This is a genomic window from Sphingomonas sp. NY01, assembly GCF_038809135.1.
GTDB lineage: Bacteria > Pseudomonadota > Alphaproteobacteria > Sphingomonadales > Sphingomonadaceae > Sphingomonas > Sphingomonas carotinifaciens.
This window is the reverse complement of record NZ_CP101722.1, coordinates 325,044-343,252: the sequence shown is the minus strand read 5'-3', so window position 1 is coordinate 343,252 and position 18,209 is coordinate 325,044. Positions and strand designations below refer to the sequence as shown.

20 protein-coding genes, 1 tRNA gene and 2 pseudogenes are annotated in these 18,209 nt (G+C 70.9%); 3 read left to right on the top strand and 20 right to left on the bottom strand.

The window, feature by feature from the left end; all coding sequences use genetic code 11:
* Positions 1-10: 10 nt before the first annotated feature.
* The 14 genes and pseudogenes from NPJ82_RS01740 to NPJ82_RS01675 all read right to left on the bottom strand — a co-directional run.
* Positions 11-373 (bottom strand): annotated as a pseudogene (locus NPJ82_RS01740) (peptidoglycan endopeptidase); the annotation flags it as partial.
* On the bottom strand, positions 370-1,173 hold the full coding sequence (locus NPJ82_RS01735; protein ID WP_342658145.1) for a DUF2163 domain-containing protein: 804 nt from the start codon (positions 1,171-1,173) through the stop codon (positions 370-372). The gene NPJ82_RS01735 and the pseudogene NPJ82_RS01740, both read right to left, overlap by 4 nt.
* A complete protein-coding gene (locus NPJ82_RS01730; protein WP_342658144.1) occupies positions 1,170-3,440 on the bottom strand; it encodes a DUF2460 domain-containing protein in 2,271 nt (756 codons plus the stop codon). The genes NPJ82_RS01735 and NPJ82_RS01730 overlap by 4 nt, the downstream gene beginning before the upstream one ends.
* A gap of 225 nt (positions 3,441-3,665) precedes the next feature.
* A complete protein-coding gene (locus NPJ82_RS01725; protein ID WP_342658143.1) occupies positions 3,666-4,220 on the bottom strand; it encodes a tail tape measure protein in 555 nt (184 codons plus the stop codon).
* Entirely contained in the window at positions 4,213-4,368 is a 156-nt protein-coding gene (locus NPJ82_RS01720) for a phage tail assembly chaperone (RefSeq protein WP_149682840.1), read from the bottom strand. The genes NPJ82_RS01725 and NPJ82_RS01720 overlap by 8 nt, the downstream gene beginning before the upstream one ends.
* 32 nt (positions 4,369-4,400) lie before the next feature.
* Positions 4,401-4,712, bottom strand: coding sequence for a gene transfer agent family protein (locus NPJ82_RS01715; RefSeq protein WP_342658142.1), 312 nt, complete (start codon positions 4,710-4,712; stop codon positions 4,401-4,403).
* A complete protein-coding gene (locus NPJ82_RS01710; protein WP_342658141.1) occupies positions 4,709-5,116 on the bottom strand; it encodes a phage major tail protein, TP901-1 family in 408 nt (135 codons plus the stop codon). The genes NPJ82_RS01715 and NPJ82_RS01710 overlap by 4 nt, the downstream gene beginning before the upstream one ends.
* A gap of 12 nt (positions 5,117-5,128) precedes the next feature.
* Positions 5,129-5,509 carry a DUF3168 domain-containing protein gene (locus NPJ82_RS01705; protein WP_342658140.1) on the bottom strand — a complete coding sequence of 127 codons (381 nt, stop codon included), beginning with the start codon at positions 5,507-5,509 and terminating at the stop codon, positions 5,129-5,131.
* Positions 5,506-5,973 (bottom strand): hypothetical protein, encoded by a 468-nt coding sequence (locus NPJ82_RS01700; RefSeq protein ID WP_342658139.1) that lies wholly within the window; start codon positions 5,971-5,973, stop codon positions 5,506-5,508. Before NPJ82_RS01700 ends, NPJ82_RS01705 begins: the two co-directional genes overlap by 4 nt.
* A gap of 195 nt (positions 5,974-6,168) precedes the next feature.
* Positions 6,169-7,167 carry a phage major capsid protein gene (locus tag NPJ82_RS01695; RefSeq protein ID WP_342659056.1) on the bottom strand — a complete coding sequence of 333 codons (999 nt, stop codon included), beginning with the start codon at positions 7,165-7,167 and terminating at the stop codon, positions 6,169-6,171.
* Complete coding sequence (locus NPJ82_RS01690; RefSeq protein WP_342658138.1) at positions 7,167-7,550, bottom strand: HK97 family phage prohead protease; 384 nt, start codon at positions 7,548-7,550, stop codon at positions 7,167-7,169. Before NPJ82_RS01690 ends, NPJ82_RS01695 begins: the two co-directional genes overlap by 1 nt.
* Positions 7,547-8,653 (bottom strand): phage portal protein, encoded by a 1,107-nt coding sequence (locus NPJ82_RS01685; protein WP_342658137.1) that lies wholly within the window; start codon positions 8,651-8,653, stop codon positions 7,547-7,549. Before NPJ82_RS01685 ends, NPJ82_RS01690 begins: the two co-directional genes overlap by 4 nt.
* Positions 8,654-8,891: 238 nt before the next feature.
* Positions 8,892-10,202 carry a terminase family protein gene (locus NPJ82_RS01680; RefSeq protein ID WP_342658136.1) on the bottom strand — a complete coding sequence of 437 codons (1,311 nt, stop codon included), beginning with the start codon at positions 10,200-10,202 and terminating at the stop codon, positions 8,892-8,894.
* Positions 10,199-10,726: a hypothetical protein gene (locus NPJ82_RS01675; RefSeq protein ID WP_342658135.1), complete on the bottom strand. Its 528-nt coding sequence runs from the start codon at positions 10,724-10,726 to the stop codon at positions 10,199-10,201. The genes NPJ82_RS01680 and NPJ82_RS01675 overlap by 4 nt, the downstream gene beginning before the upstream one ends.
* Before the next feature lie 182 nt (positions 10,727-10,908).
* Here NPJ82_RS01675 and NPJ82_RS01670 point away from each other — a divergent pair, with 182 nt between their 5' ends.
* Positions 10,909-11,577, top strand: a complete 669-nt coding sequence (locus NPJ82_RS01670) for a PAS domain-containing protein (protein WP_342658134.1) — start codon at positions 10,909-10,911, stop codon at positions 11,575-11,577.
* Between the two features lie 7 nt (positions 11,578-11,584).
* On the opposite strand, the gene NPJ82_RS01665 is transcribed toward NPJ82_RS01670, so the two are convergent.
* The 4 genes from NPJ82_RS01665 to dapF all read right to left on the bottom strand — a co-directional run bounded on the left by NPJ82_RS01665 (position 11,585) and on the right by dapF (position 14,973).
* The gene (locus tag NPJ82_RS01665; protein WP_342658133.1) at positions 11,585-12,463 is read right to left on the bottom strand and encodes a hypothetical protein; all 879 of its coding nucleotides are present in this window, start codon (positions 12,461-12,463) and stop codon (positions 11,585-11,587) included.
* Position 12,464: 1 nt separating this feature from the next.
* On the bottom strand, positions 12,465-13,112 hold the full coding sequence (locus NPJ82_RS01660) for a hypothetical protein (protein ID WP_342658132.1): 648 nt from the start codon (positions 13,110-13,112) through the stop codon (positions 12,465-12,467).
* 68 nt (positions 13,113-13,180) lie between these two features.
* Positions 13,181-14,002 (bottom strand): oxygenase MpaB family protein, encoded by an 822-nt coding sequence (locus NPJ82_RS01655; protein WP_240313650.1) that lies wholly within the window; start codon positions 14,000-14,002, stop codon positions 13,181-13,183.
* A 29-nt stretch (positions 14,003-14,031) separates the two neighbouring features.
* A complete protein-coding gene (dapF, locus tag NPJ82_RS01650; protein WP_342658131.1) occupies positions 14,032-14,973 on the bottom strand; it encodes a diaminopimelate epimerase in 942 nt (313 codons plus the stop codon).
* Between the two features lie 143 nt (positions 14,974-15,116).
* On the opposite strand from dapF, the pseudogene NPJ82_RS01645 reads away from it, so the two are divergent.
* Both NPJ82_RS01645 and NPJ82_RS01640 read left to right on the top strand, forming a co-directional pair.
* A pseudogene (locus NPJ82_RS01645) lies at positions 15,117-15,679 on the top strand (helix-turn-helix transcriptional regulator).
* Positions 15,676-16,455 (top strand): glutaminyl-peptide cyclotransferase, encoded by a 780-nt coding sequence (locus NPJ82_RS01640; protein WP_342658130.1) that lies wholly within the window; start codon positions 15,676-15,678, stop codon positions 16,453-16,455. The pseudogene NPJ82_RS01645 and the gene NPJ82_RS01640 overlap by 4 nt, the downstream one beginning before the upstream one ends.
* Before the next feature lie 7 nt (positions 16,456-16,462).
* Here NPJ82_RS01640 and NPJ82_RS01635 read toward each other — a convergent pair.
* A tRNA-Val gene (locus tag NPJ82_RS01635) sits at positions 16,463-16,538 on the bottom strand.
* A 63-nt stretch (positions 16,539-16,601) separates the two neighbouring features.
* On the bottom strand, positions 16,602-18,137 hold the full coding sequence (locus tag NPJ82_RS01630) for a Fic family protein (protein WP_342658129.1): 1,536 nt from the start codon (positions 18,135-18,137) through the stop codon (positions 16,602-16,604).
* Positions 18,138-18,209: the final 72 nt, after the last annotated feature.

Sequence of the window (18,209 nt, the reverse complement as noted above, 5' to 3'; positions counted from 1 at the left end):
CGTCCCCCCGAACGCGCCATCCACCCAGTATCGGCCACGGCACCGGCCCCGGCCGCTCCACCACCCGCCGCAGCCCCGCATCGCCGTGGACGATGCCGCCCGGCACCCGTACCGCCAGATGCAACTGCCCGGGCCCGGCGCGCAGCAGCAGCACCTCGCCCGGCCCGCCATCGTCGCTGCGCACCAGATGCGCATCCAGCCAGCGGGTCGCCCGCGCCGCGACGCCGCCGCGCAATGCGTAGCCCGTCGGCACCGCCAGCCCGGTCGCGCACGCCACCACGCCCACACAGTCCAGCCCATCCGCCGGATCGCGCCCGTGCAGCCGGAACCGCGCGCCCACCAGCGCCCGCGCCGTCGCCGCCACCCCGCTCATGCGCCGGGATACCGGGTCAGCAGGTCGATTCCCGGCAGGAACGGCTCACCGCGAAAGTTCACGGCATTGCCGAACCGTCCGGCACAGGTGGCGAGCGACTTGTCACACCCCTCCACCAGCTCCACCAGCGCACCGGGCACCACCGCAAACGCCGGGGCGCCACGCAGCCACAGCGTATCGACCGCGGACCGCGCCACCGCCGCCTCCAGCCCGGCATTGTTTCCGCCGAACCAGCGCAGCCGCCCGCCGCCCCAGCCGTCCGCCACCGGCTCGACCGCATCCACCGTCACCCGCGCGCCCTCCGCCGCCGTCACCGTTGCGAAGCGCCGCCGCCCCGCCATCGCCACCCGGCACCGCGCATCGCCCAGCTCCGCCCGGCATTCGGGCGAGGTTTCCTCGACCACCGCCCGCTCCAGCACCACACTCGCCGCGCGCAGTTCCGCACCGAACCCGCAATCTTCCAGCGACACCGCGCCGATCCGCCCCTCGCCCAGCGGCACCGGCGCGCGCTCGCCGGTCCAGTCCGCCGCGAACGCCACCACCCGCGCGCCCTCCCATCGCCCGGCGAGCAGGTCGCGCTCGGTGATCGCATCGCTGGTCAGCGCGCCCCTCGCCTCCATGCTCTCCGGCTCCAGCGTATCACCCCGCACGATCGCGGAGGGCACCAGTCCCGGCGCGGCGCGGTAGATCAGGTCGTCCAGCACCAGGTCGCGGTCATGCGCGGTCAGCCCGATCGTCACCCCGTCGCGCCGCTCCAGCCGCCAGCACAGCACGCGCGTCACCACCCGGTCGCCGCTCATGCCTCACGCACCTCGACCAGCGGCACCGCCGCCGCCGCCCCCGCCAGAAAGGTCGCCCGCGTCACGCTCAGCCTGTCCTCGGCAAAGCGCACGGGCACGTCGAAGGTGAAGCTGGCGCGCACCCGCACGCCCGCCACCGGCGCGGTGTCCAGCACCACCCAGCCGCCCGGCTCCAGCGCGAACCCCGCCACCGCCCGGCCGTCGACGCTGACCGACACCGTGCCCGCCACCGGCCGGGTGATTCGCCGCTGCTGCCCGCCGTAAGCCTTGACCAGCGCGAAGCGCCGGGCCCGCCCGTCGCCGGTACCGATCGTCACTCCCACCGCGTCATGGTCGAAGGGATCGCGCAAGCGGAACCCGCGCGCCGGGCCCAGCCTTGCGCGAAAAAACGCCAGCAACGCGACGATGTCCGCTTCCGATCGCACCCCCGGCCCGATATCATACTGCGTCCGCGCCTCCGCCCAGGCGGCATTGCGCGTCTCGTGCCCGCCCGCACTGGTCACGACCGATGTCGAGAAGCCGGGCGACACCTCCGCATCGCGCCCCAGCGCCAGCGGGAACATCACGTCGTCGAACGCTTCCACCCCGTCCTCCCCTTTCCAGTGTACGAAGCCGTCGCGCATCACCTGCGGCAGCGCCCACAGCACCACGTCCGCCACGCCGCGCGCCCGCGCGGCCTGCGCCGCGGCATCGATCAATCCCCATTGCGCGCGCTGGTCGGGCCGCAGCACGAAGCCCGACAGGTAATGCTGCCGCTCTGCCGGATAGCCCAGCCGCGCCTCCGCCAGCGCGATCCCGGCACGGGTGGAGGCGCTGTCCCCCTCCGTCACCCAGTCATAATCCTCCAGTTGCAGCACATCGAATGCCGGGCTCGCCCACCCCACCGGCATGTTCGCGCGCTTGGCCTCCGGCGCGGCGGCATCCAGCACGGTGGGCAGATAGGTGAGGAGCAGCGTCTCGCACCCTGGCGCCGCGCCTCGTGCCACCGCGCACAGCGCTGCGGTGGAGGCGGCAAGGCACGCCCCCGCCCGGTCCAGCGTCGCCTTCTGCGCCTCGGTCTTGGCGCCCCGGATGCTGTCCATCGCCACCGGCGCGAACGCCGCCATGGCGGCCGCGTCATAGAGGCACGGCCGCGCGCCATCGGGCTGCACCCACCACCACGGCTCCCCCACCTGGAACCGCGGGGCCAGCCCGGCGGCCGTGCCGATCGCCAGAAACGCCGCCGCCACCGCCCGCAGATACCCCATCGCCCCGTCATGCGCCGGGCTCAGCAGCGTCGATGGCGGCACCCATCCGGTCAGCGCCGGGCTGCCGTCGCTCGCGCGCTGTTTCCAGTCGTTCCAGCAATGCGCATCGAACAGTTCGTAGGACAGCGACCAGATGATGCCGTATCCCAGCGCCCGCGCCTCAGCGGCGAACGCCCGGTGCCATGCAACGCAGGGCGCGTTCAGCACGCCACCCGCCAGACTGGCGTAAAATCCCCCGCCCAGCGCCTCCAGCCGGAAATAATGGCTCATGCCGACATAATGGGTGATCGCCCCGCGATACCCCAGGTGCAGCGCATTGCGCAGCAACCGTGCCGGCGTCAGATTGTAGCTGTCGTCATAGCCGCTGGCGATGCGACAATCATGTTCGGGCAGCACCGCATCGCCGATCGCGATCACCGCCCCCGGTCCGTCACAGGCGATGCCGGTCAGCTCCACCCATCCCTCGGCCGGCGCGGCCAGCGGCGCATCCGCCCCCGTATAGCCCGGCGCGACCAGCGACACGAACATCCGGTCGACATCGCCCGCCCACACCGGGTCCGCCTCGCCCGGCAACAGGAACCCGCCATCGACGCGGGCGAAGTCGATCGATACGACCGCGTCCTCGCGCGTCCCCACCGCATAGTTCCACAGCCGCACATACCAAGCCCGCATCCGGCCTGCCGCATCGCGCCCCTCGATGGTCAGTACCGGACCGTTCACCGCATCCAGCGCCCGCACGCCCCCCGACCGCCACCGGAACGACAACCGGCACCCGCGAAAATCCCGCTCGGTTGCGTAGGCCAGCAACGGATGATCGAAACGGTCCTCCGCTTCCCAGATCAACCCGGCCAGATCGTCCGCCTTGTAGAACACCGCATCCACCCGCAGCGCATCAGGTGCGGCCGTCACCACCGACGCCATCATCGGCCGCGGGAAATTCACCGTCCAGAACCGCGGATCGAACCGCGAGATCACGTCCCCCCGCTGTTCCACGCGGGCGCTGCACAGATTCCAGCCCATGATGTGTTTCCCCTAACGAAAGCGCAGCTCTGCTTGGCGACCCCTCACCCAACCCTCTCCCCGGAGGGGAGAGGGCACCACCAAACCCCTCTCCCCCTCGGGGAGCATCGGGTCGTCCATGCCCCCGGCATGGACTGAACAGCGCGGGGCGCTGTTCACCCGATGCTGGAGGGGCCCATCGCGCCAGCGATGGGAGGGTGAGGGGCCGCCCCAAACGCAACACCCCTAATTCTCCCCCAAAGCCGCCCGAACCGCCCGCGCCACCTGCCGCCCGGACCGCGCCAGCGCCACCGGCGCTTCCCCCGCCCCCGCCTGCACGCTGATCGCCACCCTTACCTCGCGCACCCCGCCCGCGGCCAAAGGCTCCACCCGCCCCTGCCCCGTCGGCACGAACAGTTCCGGCCCGCGCTCGCCCACCAGATAGCCGCGTCCTGCCGTCACCGGCCCACCGGTCGCCCGCCCCGGCAGGCCGCGTACCAGCGCCCCCAACCCGGCCAGCAACCCGCCGCCCCCCGCACCGGCCCCGATCGCCTCGACGCCCGCCTTCACCGCCGCCGCCGCGATCGCATCCAGCACCGACAGCGCGGTCGCCTTCAGGTCCTCGAACCCGAACTTCCCCGTCCGTACCGCGCGCAGCAGCGCCGCCTCCACCACGCGCGCACCCCGCTCCGCGCCATCACCCAGCCCGTCCGCCAGTTCGCGCCGCATCACCGCGACCTCCTCGGCAAAGGCGTGCCGGTCCAGCCGCACCCGCGCCGTCATCTCGTCGAATTCATCCATCCGGACATGCCTCCCGCATCCGCCCCAGCGTCGCGGCATCGACCGGCGCCTCCGCCTCGCCGGTCACCGCGCGCACCACCGCCGCCAGTTCCGCCGGCGTCGCCGCCCAGAAGCGGTCGGGCGGCCAGCCCAGCACCGCCCCCGCCATTCCTGCCAGCCGCCCCGCCCGCTCGGCGAAACTCACCGCCCGCCCAGGATTTGCGTCAGCAGCCGCTTCAGGATCGGCGCCACCGCCGCCAGCCCCAGCTCGACCAGCGCCTCGCCCAGCCGCTCGCGCGTCACCCCCTCGGGCACCTCGCGCAGACAGTGCCAGAACAGTCCGGCGATCTCGCCCAGCGACAGCCCGCCCTCCGCCGCCTTCTCGACCAGCGCGAACAGCGACCCCAACTCGCCCTCCGCTGCGACCAGCGCCTGGAAGGATGGCCGCAACACCAGTTCGGCCCCGCCGACCCGCAAAGCGGCCTCGCCCCGTATCGGATTCGCGCCCCTCATGCCGACACCACCGCGCCGGAGCTTTCCAGCGCCACCGTGTAGGACCGCTCGCCGTTGAAATCCCCGGCATAGTCCAGCCGCGTCACCAGGAACCGTCCGGTCATCGTCTCGCCCCCCTCGAAACTCAGCCGATAGGTGTCGATCGTGCCGGCCAGGGCATGGCCGCGCAGCCGCGCCTCCGCTGCCGATCCGGTGAACACGCCCGCGCCCGCCACACTGACATGCCGTACGCCCGCGCCCGACAGCAGTTCGCGCCAGCCGCCCGAATCCTTGCTGGTGACCACCACCGCCTCGCCATTGACGCTCAGCTGCGTCGTGCGCAGTCCCGCCACCGTCGCAAAGGCCGGCGGCATCGCCCCGTCGCCCACCTTCAACAGGAACGCGCTGCCCTTCTCGATCCCCATGTCCCTCTCCCTCTAGCGTTCGGCGCGGAACACCCGCGCCACCCATTCCAGCGTCGCCGTCCAGCGCCCGCCGCTGCCCCGCACCATGCGGCTGCGCACCAGCCGCCAGCCGGCCACCCGCCACCCCTCGATCACGCTCGGCAGCGCCACCCCCTCCGCCGCCGCCGCCAGCGTGCGCAGCCGCACCGGCCACTCGCCCTCGTCGCTCAGCACCAGCGTCACGCGCGCTTCCCACCCCTCCACGCCGCTCGCCGGCCAGGGCAGCAGCACCGGCTCGCCCACCACCCCAAAGGGTACCCCCGCGCGTGCCGGTGCCGCATCGAATACCGGGCATCCCGCCATCCCCTGCAAGGCCGCCAGCACGCCGCGCCCCACCGCCTCCCGCGCGCTCATGCCCGGCCGATCCGCACCCGCCGCCACGGCCGCCACAGGGCCGTCACCCCTGTGGGCAACGGCGCATCGGCGCCGTCCGTCGCCAGCACCGCGCCGAACAGCGCGATCCCCTGCACGATTCCGGGCGGCAGCGCGGCCCAGTCCTCCGCCAGCCCCGCCTGGTACCGCACGGTGGTGCGCGCCCCCACGCGCACCCAGCCGGTGCCGCCGGCATCGATGTCGACGGGATGCGTGCCCGCAATGCCGCGCACCGGTCCATGGACCAGCGCCTGCCAGCCGCCGCCCGCCTCCACCACCTGCACCGCATCGCGCGCGATCAGCACGCGGCCGCAGAAATCCTCCGCAGCCGTCACCGCCGCCGCCGCGATCGCCGGCTCCACGCCGGCGCGGTGGACGCGCTCCGCCACCGCGCCGGCCGCCGCGGCCACCGCCGCCGCCGGCAACGCCGCCAGTCCCTGGATCATTATTTTGCATCCTTCCGGAAACATGGCGGCAACACAGCGACACATGGACGTCACAGTTTACCGCCAAAGGGTGAGTCGGCCGCTGCCCGACCCCCTCGGACATCGGCCCAGCCGTTCCACCTCCCCCCTGTGTGGTTCGGCTTCCTCCCTGAACTACGGGGCAGCCCCTTGTCGGCTGCCCCGCCTTTTCCCGGCTCAGTTCGCCGAAAAGCGCATCAGCTTGATCGCCTGAGAATCGCTCACGCATCCGCCGACCCGCTTGGTCGCGTAAAAGGTCACGAACGGCTTGTTCGTGTACGGATCGCGCAGGATCGCGGTTTCCGATCGTTCCGCCACCAGATAGCCCGCCCGGAAATTGCCGAACGCGATCGCCGGGGCATCGGCGGCGATGTCGGGCATGTCCTCGGCCTCCACCACCGGATAGCCTAGCAGCGTCGCCGGCTGGCCCGCGACCAGCCCGGGCGCCCACAGGAAGCGTCCGTCCAGCGTCTTCAGCTTGCGGATGCGCGCCACCGTCGCCGCGTTCATCACGAAGCACGCCCCCTGCCGGTACGGCGCGCGCAGCATCTGCACCAGATCGATCAGGCGCTCGCCCGCGTCCGCGCCGAAATTGCCCGCCGTGCCGCTTGCCAGATATTGCAGCGTCCCGAACGGCCGCGCCGCATCGCCCGTGGCCGCGATCGGCGCGCGCAGGAAGCCGCGCGGCCGGTTCACCCCGTCGCCGTCCACGAACGCCGCCCCCTCGGCGCGCGCGAACTCCGCAGCGATCTCGCCCGCCAGCCATTGCTCCACGTCGAAGGCGGCATCGTCCAGCATCGCCTGGCTGGCCGACGGATTGGCGAACAGCTCGCCCATCGGCGGCGCGATCTCGGCAAAGACGGGCGTGCCCGTCTCCGGCCGCGCCTGCGTCTCGCCCGCCCAGCCGGACGGCGTGCCGCCCGTCGTCACCAGCTTGCGATACCCGGCCGACCCCACCTTCACCACATTGGCGATGCCCCGGATCGGCGAGGCGCTTTTCAGCACCGCATCGATCGTCGCATCGATCTCGCGCGGCACGGCATAGCCGCCCGCATCGCCGGTCGTGCCGGTGAACGCCTTCAGCTCCACCGTCGCCCCCGTCCGCACGAAGCCGGCAAAGGCGCCGTCCCGCTTGGCGCTCGCCCCGTCCAGCACCGGCCGTTCGATCACGTCCATCATTCCACTCCCCCACAAGAAACTTCGTAAATCCGCGCCAGCGGCTGCATCGGCACCGCGACTACGCTCACCTCGACCAGGGTCGCCGCCAGGATCGCGCGCCGCGCGCCCTGCATCACCTGCCCGGGCCGGTATCCCACCGACAGTCCCGCCACCGTCCCGCTGCGCACCAGCGGCGCCAGCGCCGGATCGTCGATCCGCCCCCAGGTCCACAGCCCGGTCGCATCCTCGCGCAACCCGTCGATCCGCCCGACCGCATCGCCCCGGTGCTGCCACAGCAAGGGCACCGGCCCCGCCCCGGCAAAGGCGCCGCGCCGCATCACGTCGCCCGCGCGGTCCACCCGGTCCCACACCGCCGCATAGCCCGCGAACGCCAGCGTCATGCCAGCCCCACCAGATGCCGCTTCTCCTCCGCGCTCAGGAAATCGGCCGCCGACACGCTCGCCCACAGCGCCTGCCGCTCCTCGGCCAGCGCGGTCACGCGGTTCAGGTCGACCGCCAGCGCGGCATCCGCGAACCATCCCGCCAACCCTTGCGACAGGCCGGACAGGATCGCCGTCGCCAGCGGCAGCACCGCCAGGCGGAACAGCGCGCGATTGGCCTCCCGGTAATTGGCATAGGCATTGTCGCCCGGCAGCCCGAGCAGCATCGGCGGCACGCCAAAGGCCAGCGCGATCTCCCGCGCCGCCGCCGCCTTGCAGCCGACGAAATCCATGTCGGCGGGCGACAGGCTCATCGCCTGCCATTTCAGCCCGCCCTCCAGCAGCATCGGCCGCCCGGCATTGCCCGCCCCCGCAAAGCCGTCCATCTCGGCGCGCAACCGCTCGAACTGCTCCGCGCTCAGCACCGATCCGTCACCCGGATCATAGACCAGCGCGCCCGACGGCCGCGCCGCATTGTCCAGCAGCGCCCGGTTCCAGGCGGCGGCCGCATTGTGGATGCCGATCGCGCCCGCCGCCGCGCCCAGACAGCCCAGCCCGTAATGATCGTCCAGCGGATGGAACGCCTTCAGGTGGATGACATGCGGCCGCACCGGGTCCGCCCCCAGCCGGTGGCTGCGCGCGCCCACGCGGTAGGTGTACGCCGCCGGCCATCCGCCCGCATCCGCCTCCACGCTCACCCGCTCGGGCCGGAGCGCATAGAGTTCCGCCGCATTGCCCTCGCCGTCGCGCAGGATCTGCACATAGGCATTGCCGTGCAGCAGCATCTGCGCCGCCACCGTCTCCAGCAGCGACTGTCCCGCACTGCGCGCCGCGACCAGGGCCAGCAGCGCCGGATCGCCCGCGACCAGCGGCACATCCGCCACCCCGCCCGCAACCAGCTTCACCGCCCGCTGCGCCACCGCGTTGCGGGCATAGCCCTCGCGCACCTGCGTCTCGTAAGGTAGCGCCCCGCCCCCCGTGATCGGCACCCCCGACCGCGCCCACCCCTGCCCCAGCAAAGGCCGCGCCGCCCCCCGCGCGGGCCGACGTCCAAACATCCGCATCTGAATCTCCTGTTACAGCATGCCCTCTCCCCTCCAGGGAGCATCAGGTGAACAGCGCCCCGCGCTGTTCAGCCCATGCCGGGGGCATGGGCGACCTGATGCTGGAGGGGACCCGCGGCGCAAGCCGTGGGGAGGGTGAGGGGCCGCCCCAAACGCCACCCCTGCTTGGCACCCCCTCACCCTCCCATCGCTTCGCGACGGGCCCCTCCCTCTCCCCGCAGGGGAGAGGGCGTTACGCTCAAACCACCCGCACCCCGGGCATGCCCCCACGCCCGCGCAGCATCACCTCGGTCATCGCCCACACCATTGCGTCCGCCCGGTCCGGCGAGCGTCCCGGCCCGGCATAGCCCCCCGCCGCCAGCAGCCCGCAGAGTTCATCCTCCAGCGCATCCAGCGCGCCGACGTGAAAGGCCCGCCCCGCCTCGAACAGCGCCGCCACCGGCTCCGCCCGCGCCGCCTTGCCGTGGCGGGCATGGACCAGCTTCACCGGCAGCGTCGCCTCGCAGGCGCGCAGCACGCTTTCCACCATCGCGCCGCCCTGGTTCGCCTCCGCCACCACCCGGTCCGCGCCCACCCGCTCCGCGCACGCCGCCACCGCCCGTGCCCAGCCATCGGGCGAGGCACCGACAACGCTCGCATCCGCCAGCACATAGCCGTGCCCGTCCCGCCCCAGCCCGACCGCGACGATCCCGCACGCATCGCCGCCGATCCCGGCCGGCGGATCGACGCCGACCACCACGCGCACCAGCTCGGGCATCCCCTGCACCCGCTGCCGGTCGAGCAGCGCACGGCTCCACAGCGCGCCCTCCACCTCCTCGACCATCTCGCCGTCCAGTTCCTGCCGGCCCAGCCGCGTGCCGGCGTAGGACGCCTCCATCATCGCCCGGTAACTGTCGGGCAGATACGGATTGTCCCGCGTCGTACCGTGCGTCTCGACCAGTTGCGGCAAGGCCATCACCCGGCGCATCAGCACGGTCGGGCGCGGCGTCGTCGTCACCACCAGCCGCGGCCGCTCGCCCAGCCGCATGCCCATCACCAGATTGTCCCACGCCACGTCGCCGTTGCGCCACTTGCCCAGTTCGTCGCACCACGCCGCATGATGCTGCGGCCCGCGCAGCCCCTCGGGCGCTTCCGCCGAATAGCCATAGGCGACCGCCCCGCTGGCAAAGTGCACCGCCTGTTCGCTGCGCTTCCACACCGCGCCATCGGCACTGCGCGCACAGGCCAGCAGGCCGCTTTCGCCGCCGATCATCACCCGCTCCACATCCGCCATGGTGCCGCCGACCAGCGCGATCCGCGCCTCCGGGTCGCCCCGCGCCACCTGCACCACCCATTCCGCACCCGCCCGCGTCTTGCCGAAACCGCGCCCGGCGCGCATCAGCCACACCGCCCAGTCGTCATGCGGCGGCAACTGCCCCGGCTCCGCCCACACCGCGAAGTCGCGCAGCACCGCGGCACGATGCTCGGGCGGCAGCGTCAGGATCTCGCGCCACCGCTCGCCCACGGGCAGCGCCGCCACCGCCCGCACCCAGTCCTGCCCCCGGCTCATGCACGCCCGCCTGCCTGCGCCCGTTCCACGCGCCGGGCGATCGCATCGATCCGCTTGAGCAGCATCACGTCATGCTCATGCTGCGACGGCGGCGCCGCCCCTTTGCGCCCGGCACCGGCACCGACACCGGCACCGCCCCGCCCGTCGCGCAGCTTCAGCACCTGCATCGCCAGCACCGGGTCGAACTCCGGCAGCGCGCTCCCCTCACCCTCGCCGATCTCTTCCGGATTGTGGTCGCTCGTCATCTGGCCCAGCGCGCGCGCCACCAGCTCCTGTTCCAACTGGTCATAGCCAAAGGCGAGTGCTTCACCGCACAGGCGCGCAAACTCCCCGTCGCGCCGCTTCAGCGCGTACAGCGTCGACTTGGCCACCCCCGCCGCCTTCAACGCGCTGGTCTGGTTGCACGTCGCCGACAGCACATCCAGGAAGCGTTTGCGCTTCGCCTTCGTCCAGCCCGTCCTGCCCCCCTTGGGCGCCGCGCGTCGCAAAAGCGTGCCGTCCCTCCGCGCGATCAGCTCGTCCATCTCCCGCCCCCCTCATCGCCCCGCCTCGATGTTCCCCTTATGTACTCAGCATCCATGGGGAAGTATCCAACAAACGAACCGCAACGGTGAAAAACAGAGCCAGCGAAACTTACCTATGATATTTCCCCGCCCGGTCGGGCGGCTAGGCAGCGGATCATCGCCAACGGGCAGAACAGGGGCACATGCACAACCAGGGGGAGGTCGTCGCATCCAGCGTTCTCGACCGGTTCGAACGGTTCACGAATGTCGACGACCATTATGTCGCGCTGATGGGCTGGCCGCGCGCGGCGCTGATCGGCCGGTCGATGCTCGACCTGACGCATCCCGACGACCGCACCGGCAACCGCACGCTGCTGGACCGGCTCTACGACCGCAACGAGGCGTTTCGCATCACCAAGCGCTATCGCCGGCCCGACAACAGCTATGTTCGCGTCCAGGTGCATGTCGCGATGGCGCCGGACGGGCTTGGCGGGCGCCAGTTGATCGGCACCGCCCACCGCGTCGCGCCGTCACCACCCGTGTTCGCGGACAGCCGGGCGATTGCCGGGCGCGCGATCGGCATGTTGCTGGCGGGGCGGATGGCGCTCGGTGCGCCCTATTTCTCCGGCGCCCCGGCGGAGATCCTGCTGCTGCTCTTTCATCAGGGCCACCGGCCGCTCACCCTTGCCCGGATTGCCGACCGGCTGGATTACACGCCCGCCGTCACGCTGCGCTGGCTGCGGGCGCTGGCCGATGCCGGGCTCGTCCATCCCCCCGCCGGCAACGACGATCCGGTGCGCCTGACCCTATGGGCGGAGGCGACGCTGACCACCATCCTCGCTGCGCCCACCGAGCCGCTGACGTCGGCCTGAGCACCCTTCACTGCCGGGCGTTCGACAGCACCAGCGTCAGCGAAACCCCCGTCGAAAACGCCGCCGCCCCCGACGACAGGCCGCCACTGGCATAGGCGGTCAACCGGAACCGGTTGCCGATCGGTGCGGAGGCGCCGCCGACGATCTCGTGCGCCGGCCGGATGAACCGGCTGGTCCGCTCGGCATAGTCATAGGACAGCAGGAAGATGCCCTGCCCCGGCAGTGCCACCGACGCACCGACCGAGGTCGCGATGCCGTCGCGGATCGTCCAGCCGGTGGGGTCGCCGAACACGCGGTAGTTGATCCGTGCGACCGGCGTCACCGCGCCCATCGTTCGCGCCACCTCCACGCCAAAGGCATAGTCGGTCTTGCCCGTCGACAACTGGGTCGAATCCGCGGCCGTGGGCAGCTTCACCCTTGCCGACAGGTCGATGTCCAGCCCCGCCGCGTCCTGCGCCGCCGCCAGCCAGGATGCGCCCAGCGTCAGGTCGCCCAGGCCCTGCCGCCGCGGCCGCGTCATCGGGATCGACGGTCCCACCACCAGTGGCGTCCCGTTGATCCCGGTAAAGATCGTCGACTGGCTGCGGATGCGCATCCAGGGCAGCGTGGCATCGATGCGCAGCGGCCCCAGCCGCTGGCGGACATTGAGCAGCACGGCGGAGATGGTGTTGCCCGTCCTTCCCCCGAACCGCCCGTCCCAGGTCGCCGCGCCCAGCGTGATCTCGGTCCCCGCCGCCGGGCGCAGGGTCTCCGGCATCGGCCGCACCTGCGGCTCCATCCCCCCGCCATCGTCCGTCTCGGGCACCGCGGGATAGGGCAGAACCTCCTGCGCCGCCGCCGGCGCTGCGTACAGCGACGCGGCAACCAGCAGCACGCCGATCCGCATTTCAGCGCAGCCTGAGCGTGCGGATCGCATCCAGCGCTTCCTTTTCACGGCCCTCCGGCCCGGTTGCCGCGCGGTTCGCGTCATGGCTGCTATCCTCCCCTGATGGCCGGTCGCTCTCCTGCACGGGCAGGGTCGATCGCACCGCCGCGACCGTCATCGGCCGCCTGTTGTCCACTACCGCCGGCACTGCGGCGGCTACCGCCACCGGTGCCACCGCCTCGATTGCCGGCGCCGCGGCCTGCGCGGCCAGCGCACGCCGCGCGCGGGCACGCGCCCGCCACGCCTTTACCCGCGCCCGCCACCGCCGCACCGCCGCCGGATCGGCCCGCGCGACCCGCACCGGTGCCTCCGCCACCGGCGCAGGCGACACCACTTCCGGGATCGGCACGGGCACCACCGGCGGGGCCACCACCGCCACCGGCGCGCGCGCCACCGGTGCCGGCGAAGGCCGCCCGGTGGAAATCACCGTCACCGCCAGCGCCCCGGCGCAGATCGCGATCCGCACGCCCCAGTGGATACGCCGCCGCTGGACGGCGCGGCGCAGTCTTTCCCATTCGCGGCGCGACGGGACCGCCCCGTCCGCATCGTACATCGATCGAATCAGTGCATAGATGACCCGGTCGTCATCCTGCTGAAGACTGGCGCTCATGCCCCATCATCGCACCGCCGCCCGCGCGACGCGGCACCACCTTCGGGATAGCAACGAAATCGCCGGTATCAGGCCTTCAACGCCCAGCGCAGCACCGCGCCCATCCCCATCGTGCCCGCGCGCACCATCGGCCGACCGGGCCCCACCGGCATCCGCCCGTGCAACCGCGCGGCCCAGGGCGGCAGCAGGTCGACGCCCGCCCCCATCATCATCGCGTTCATCGGTGCCAGCGACGGATGGGGAGAGGGCTGGTTGAGCAGGAACTTCGCCACCGTCCGCGTCCGCGCATCGACGCGCAACTCGGGCCGGATCGCCGCCAGGAACGCGGCGACGCCCGCCCGGTCCTCCGGCACGTCCTCGGCGCCCAGCGCGCGCGCCAGCATGGCCATCTCGCACAGATACTGGTCCTGCCGCGCCGCCGGAAAGGCCGGATCGCGATAGGTCAGATATCCGCGCAGAAACGAATCGACCTCCGCGACATGCACGAATGTCAGCAGCCGGGGATCGCTCGCCCGGTACGCCGTCCCGTCGGGCAGCGTGCCCGCGACATGCTCGTGCACCCGCCGCACCCGCGCGATCGCGCTCTCGGCCGCCGCGGTCGATCCGAAGGTGGTGACCGAGATGAACTGCGCGGTGCGCTTCAGCCGCCCGCCCATATTGCCGCGAAAGTCGGAATGGTCCCACACGCCCGCCAGCGCCGCGGGGTGCAGCATCTGCACCAGCAGCGAGCAGATGCCCCCCACCATCATCGCGGTGAAGTCGCCATGCACCGTCCAGGTCGCCGATCCCGGCCCGAACAGCCCCGGATCGCCCGGCGGCCGCGACAGGTCCACCGAACCCGAACCCACAAGACCGCGCACCTGGTCGCGAATGGCAAGGCGTATCGACACGCCCCCGATATAGGAAGCGCGTGGGCGCTTCAGTAGGCTCGGACCTTCGCCGCCTCCCAGGCATCGCATTCTTTGTCAAAGCGTTGCGTAATCACCAGGTCGAAGGCGCGCTCGCTTGCCAGATCGACCTCCACCGATCCCGCCCATTCATAGGTCGCATTGCCCGAGAGCGTCACCATGCCGTCCGCAGCCGCCTCGGCGCGCACCAGCCCGCCCTTGTTGAACACCACCGTTTCCCGGTCCCAGCCGATCCGCCCCGTCAGGCACGCCGCATAGGTCGACGCCGCCATCGCGCTGCCGCAACTGTCGGTCAGGCCGACGCCGCGCTCGAACGTGCGCACGAACAGCGCGTCGCCCCGCACCTCCACGAACGAGACGTTCGCCCGGTTGGGCAGCCAGTCTGGCGCCGCCTCGCACGCGCGTCCCACTGCGACCAGCTCCGCCTCGTCCACCGCCTCCACGAACGTCACCAGATGCGGATTGGGCATGCTCACCGCGGTGAACGCCCGCGGGCTCGGCAGCATCGGCAGGGCCGCGTCTACCACCCGCTCCATCCCGACCGCCATCGGCCACGCCGCCACGTCCAGCCCCGCCGGCCCCGCCCGTTCGCGCACCGTATACACCCCCGGCGCCAGCGCGCTCACCCGCTCGGCCTCCGCATGCGACGTCTTCAGCCGCACCGTCGCCGCCGCGATCCCCAGCGCCTCGAACCCCGCCCGCGCGACGCAGCGCACCCCGTTCAGGCATGTCTCTGCCTCACTGCCGTCCGAATTGCGCATCACCATGCCGAACGCCGCGTGCGCATCCCCCGCCACCAGCAGCAGCAGCCCGTCGCCCCCCACCGGCCCCGCCCGATCCGCCAGCGCCCGCGCCACGCCCGCCCATTCACCGTCGGACAGCATGATGTCGCGCGCGTCGATCATCGGGAAATCATTGCCCGATCCGTGGCATTTGGTGATCGCGAAACGCATGGGGCATGATCCTCGGGCCAGCGGCAGTCCGCCGCCGTTACGCCACGCCCGCCCGCGGCGCCAGAGCGTGCGTCCGGTCGCGGGACTTGCCAGAACGTCGCCTCTGTAGGACAGCTTGGCCCCCAAGGTTCCGGGGAGAGGGCATGATTACCGCAATCCGCGAGGTTCGCCGCGCGAAGGGTCTGACGCTGGACGAGGTCGCGCGCGCCTGCCTGCCACCGACCACTGCGCAGACGATCGGCCGGCTGGAGATGGGCACCCGCACCGTCTCGGTCGACTGGCTGAACCGCATCGCCGCCGCGCTCGGCGTCACCGCCGCCGATCTGGTATCGCTGCCGGTGCGCGAAACGCTGCCCGTCGCCGCCCTGCTGGGCCCGCGCGGCGCGGTCGCCCCCCGCCGCCCGCTCGCCGTCTCGCCGCCCTGCCCCGCGGACGGCATGGTCGCGGTCACCGTTTCCGCCAGCATCGGCGACTATCGCGCCGGCGACGAGTTGTGGTGCGAACCGCTGGGGCCGGACCGCTTCGCCGAGGCGCTGAACCGCGACATCCTCCTGCCCCAGCCCGCCGGCCGCTTTCTCTTCGCCCGCCTTCTCGGCACCGGCCCCGACACGCTCGCCGTCCTGCCCCCGACCGCATCGGCGGCCCCCGCATCCTCCCCCACCCCGTCTGGATCGCCCGCGTCTGCCGCCTGGTCCGCACGCTATGATCCCCCTGCTCGCCCTCCTCCCCGTCATCGCGGCGCTTCTTCAGGCCGCCCCCCAGCCCCGCCCCGCCCAGCCCGCGCAACTCCCTGTTGTCCGGCCCGAACTCGTGCGAAGCTACCCGCACGACACCGGCGCCTTTACCGAAGGGCTGCTGTTCGACGGCGGTCGCCTGTATGAAAGCACCGGCCGCGAGGGACAGAGCGTCATCCGCCAGGTCGATCTCGCCACCGGCCGCACCCTGCGCGAGGCGAAAGTGCCCGCCGGCCTGTTCGGCGAAGGCATCGTCGCGTGGAAACGCCAGTTGTTCAGCGTCACCTGGCATGGCGGCCGCGGCTTTCGCTGGTCGCTGCCCGACCTAAAGGCCGCGGGCGAGTGGCGCTATACCGGCGAAGGCTGGGCGATGACCGATGACGGCCGCCACATCATCCTGTCGGACGGCACCCCTGCGTTGCGCTTCCTCGATCCCGCCACCATGCGCGTCGCCCGCACGCTCAATGTCACCGCCAATGGCCGCCCGCTCAAGAACCTGAACGAGCTGGAATATATCGACGGGGAAATCTGGGCCAATGTCTGGATGACCCGCTTCATCGTCCGCATCGACCCCACCACCGGCAAGGTAAAGGGCGCGCTCGACCTGGCCGAACTGGTCGCAAAGGCGGGCACGACCGATCCGGACGCGGTGGCGAACGGCATCGCCTATGACCGTCAGGCCAGGCGCATCTACGTCACCGGCAAGAACTGGCCCCAGTTGTTCGAGATAAAGCTGCCCGCGAAATAGGACGGGATGGTGGGCGCTGACGGGTTCGAACCGCCGACCTACTCGGTGTAAACGAGCCGCTCTACCAGCTGAGCTAAGCGCCCCCGTCGGGGATGGTGCGTCATACCGTCATTTATGCCGGTGGCAAGACGTGATCGATCACGCCCTCAATGCGCCAGTCCACCTATCCCGCTCGCCTCCACCGCCGCTTCCAGGGCCGACACCTCGGCATCGGTCAGTTCTGCAAAGAAAATATCCCGTTTCTGCCGCAACAGCCTGCCTTCATTCTGGTTGCAGAACTGTATGAACAACGAGACCAGTCGATCCGGCATATCGGCGACTTGGGCGATCAGCCGCTTGGCCTCGTCGAAGCGGTGCAGATACGCCAGTTCGGCAGGCAGGGAAAACCGCACGGTCTGTTCGATGCGATCCAGCAGATACTCCGCCTGGCGTGTCGCATCGAAATATCGGTAGAGATAAGCGGTATCGTTGGTCACCCTGACATTGCCGTCCTGATCCGGCTCCCATTCGATGCCCTGCAACGTGGGTACCGAATAATCTTCCAGCGCGGCGCGATATCCCAGCAGATCCTGCAGGATCGCCGCCGAAACGGGAAGAACGACCCCGTCGGGATTGAACTTCATGTCGACCAGCGCCTTCTGGATCAGGAAACGGTGCAACCGGCCATTTCCATCTGTAAATGGATGGATGAAGACGAATCCGAACCCGATGATCGCCGCGGTCAGTACCGGATCGTATCGCCTGCTCTTCAACAAGGCATAGGCCTGGAACAGCCCGTCCAACAGCGACGGCACATCGTCCGGTCTGGCCGATATGTGATCGGGTATCGGTTGGGTGAAATCGTCGTGCCGACCGACGAATCCATGTTCCGTGCGCAGGCCATAGGTCACGAACCGCTGCTTCGGATCGAAAAGCGAGCGATGCAGGCCGTTCAGCTTATCGAGATTCAGGTCTATACCCCCGGCCTCCGCGATCAGGCGGCCCCATCGCTCCAACCGGTTCCGCGGCGGCGTTTCGCCTTCGATGCCGAAGGAGCCCTTGCTTTCGTTGAGCAGCATGAACCCGACGGCCCGGCGCAGGACGGCCGGATCCGCGCCTGCGACGATCGCCTTGGCCTCCGCCACCAGTTGCTCGACCCTGCCGATCGCCAGCCGTTCGGTCCGGCGGATCAGCGGGCAAAAGCCGCGTTCACCTGTCAGATTATTATCCACCTTGTGTCGGCTCGACCGTGTCGGGCGCCGTCCGATGTACATATTGGGATCGAGCAGCGGCACATATTGCGCACCATAGGGCTCTTCGATGGGCAATCGGTTTCCGGTCATCCATTCGTAGAGAAACCAGGCGCGACGCGTGTAGAGTCCTGCCCGATTGGCATCTATATACGCGCCCAGTTCCGCGCGAACATCCCGCCTGAACAAGCGATCGATGACCCGCAGGTCGACGCCCTCATGCTTCAGTGCCACACCCAGATGCTCGATCGGCGCATCGGGAACGCGCAGCCGCGCGCTACGCGGCAGCAGCACCCATTCGACGCCTTCGCGCATGATGGTCGTCTTCTGGCCGACCGCTGCGATCGCGGTCAGCCGCCGGGGCGGCGGGCACTCCAGTTGATAGGCATCGATCAGTGCGGAATAGCCGAGAAGCTGCGCGCCCAATGGACGTCCGGGTAGATCGGCCCCCAATATTCCCTCCAAACGACCCGGCGGAACGCAAAAACAATCAAATCACGCCCGGAAAAGTCAGAACCCATTCGA

What these genes read in the sequence shown, in the direction of transcription:
- NPJ82_RS01735 (WP_342658145.1), bottom strand. Translation starts at nt 1,173, where the DNA reads ATGAGCGGCGACCGGGTGGTGACGCGCGTGCTGTGCTGGCGGCTGGAG.
- NPJ82_RS01730 (WP_342658144.1), bottom strand. Translation starts at nt 3,440, where the DNA reads ATGGGCTGGAATCTGTGCAGCGCCCGCGTGGAACAGCGGGGGGACGTG.
- NPJ82_RS01725 (WP_342658143.1), bottom strand. Translation starts at nt 4,220, where the DNA reads ATGGATGAATTCGACGAGATGACGGCGCGGGTGCGGCTGGACCGGCAC.
- NPJ82_RS01720 (WP_149682840.1), bottom strand. Translation starts at nt 4,368, where the DNA reads ATGGCGGGGGCGGTGCTGGGCTGGCCGCCCGACCGCTTCTGGGCGGCG.
- NPJ82_RS01715 (WP_342658142.1), bottom strand. Translation starts at nt 4,712, where the DNA reads ATGAGGGGCGCGAATCCGATACGGGGCGAGGCCGCTTTGCGGGTCGGC.
- NPJ82_RS01710 (WP_342658141.1), bottom strand. Translation starts at nt 5,116, where the DNA reads ATGGGGATCGAGAAGGGCAGCGCGTTCCTGTTGAAGGTGGGCGACGGG.
- NPJ82_RS01705 (WP_342658140.1), bottom strand. Translation starts at nt 5,509, where the DNA reads ATGAGCGCGCGGGAGGCGGTGGGGCGCGGCGTGCTGGCGGCCTTGCAG.
- NPJ82_RS01700 (WP_342658139.1), bottom strand. Translation starts at nt 5,973, where the DNA reads ATGATCCAGGGACTGGCGGCGTTGCCGGCGGCGGCGGTGGCCGCGGCG.
- NPJ82_RS01695 (WP_342659056.1), bottom strand. Translation starts at nt 7,167, where the DNA reads ATGGACGTGATCGAACGGCCGGTGCTGGACGGGGCGAGCGCCAAGCGG.
- NPJ82_RS01690 (WP_342658138.1), bottom strand. Translation starts at nt 7,550, where the DNA reads ATGACGCTGGCGTTCGCGGGCTATGCGGCGGTGTGGGACCGGGTGGAC.
- NPJ82_RS01685 (WP_342658137.1), bottom strand. Translation starts at nt 8,653, where the DNA reads ATGCGGATGTTTGGACGTCGGCCCGCGCGGGGGGCGGCGCGGCCTTTG.
- NPJ82_RS01680 (WP_342658136.1), bottom strand. Translation starts at nt 10,202, where the DNA reads ATGAGCCGGGGGCAGGACTGGGTGCGGGCGGTGGCGGCGCTGCCCGTG.
- NPJ82_RS01675 (WP_342658135.1), bottom strand. Translation starts at nt 10,726, where the DNA reads ATGGACGAGCTGATCGCGCGGAGGGACGGCACGCTTTTGCGACGCGCG.
- NPJ82_RS01670 (WP_342658134.1), top strand. Translation starts at nt 10,909, where the DNA reads ATGCACAACCAGGGGGAGGTCGTCGCATCCAGCGTTCTCGACCGGTTC.
- NPJ82_RS01665 (WP_342658133.1), bottom strand. Translation starts at nt 12,463, where the DNA reads ATGCGGATCGGCGTGCTGCTGGTTGCCGCGTCGCTGTACGCAGCGCCG.
- NPJ82_RS01660 (WP_342658132.1), bottom strand. Translation starts at nt 13,112, where the DNA reads ATGAGCGCCAGTCTTCAGCAGGATGACGACCGGGTCATCTATGCACTG.
- dapF (WP_342658131.1), bottom strand. Translation starts at nt 14,973, where the DNA reads ATGCGTTTCGCGATCACCAAATGCCACGGATCGGGCAATGATTTCCCG.
- NPJ82_RS01640 (WP_342658130.1), top strand. Translation starts at nt 15,676, where the DNA reads ATGATCCCCCTGCTCGCCCTCCTCCCCGTCATCGCGGCGCTTCTTCAG.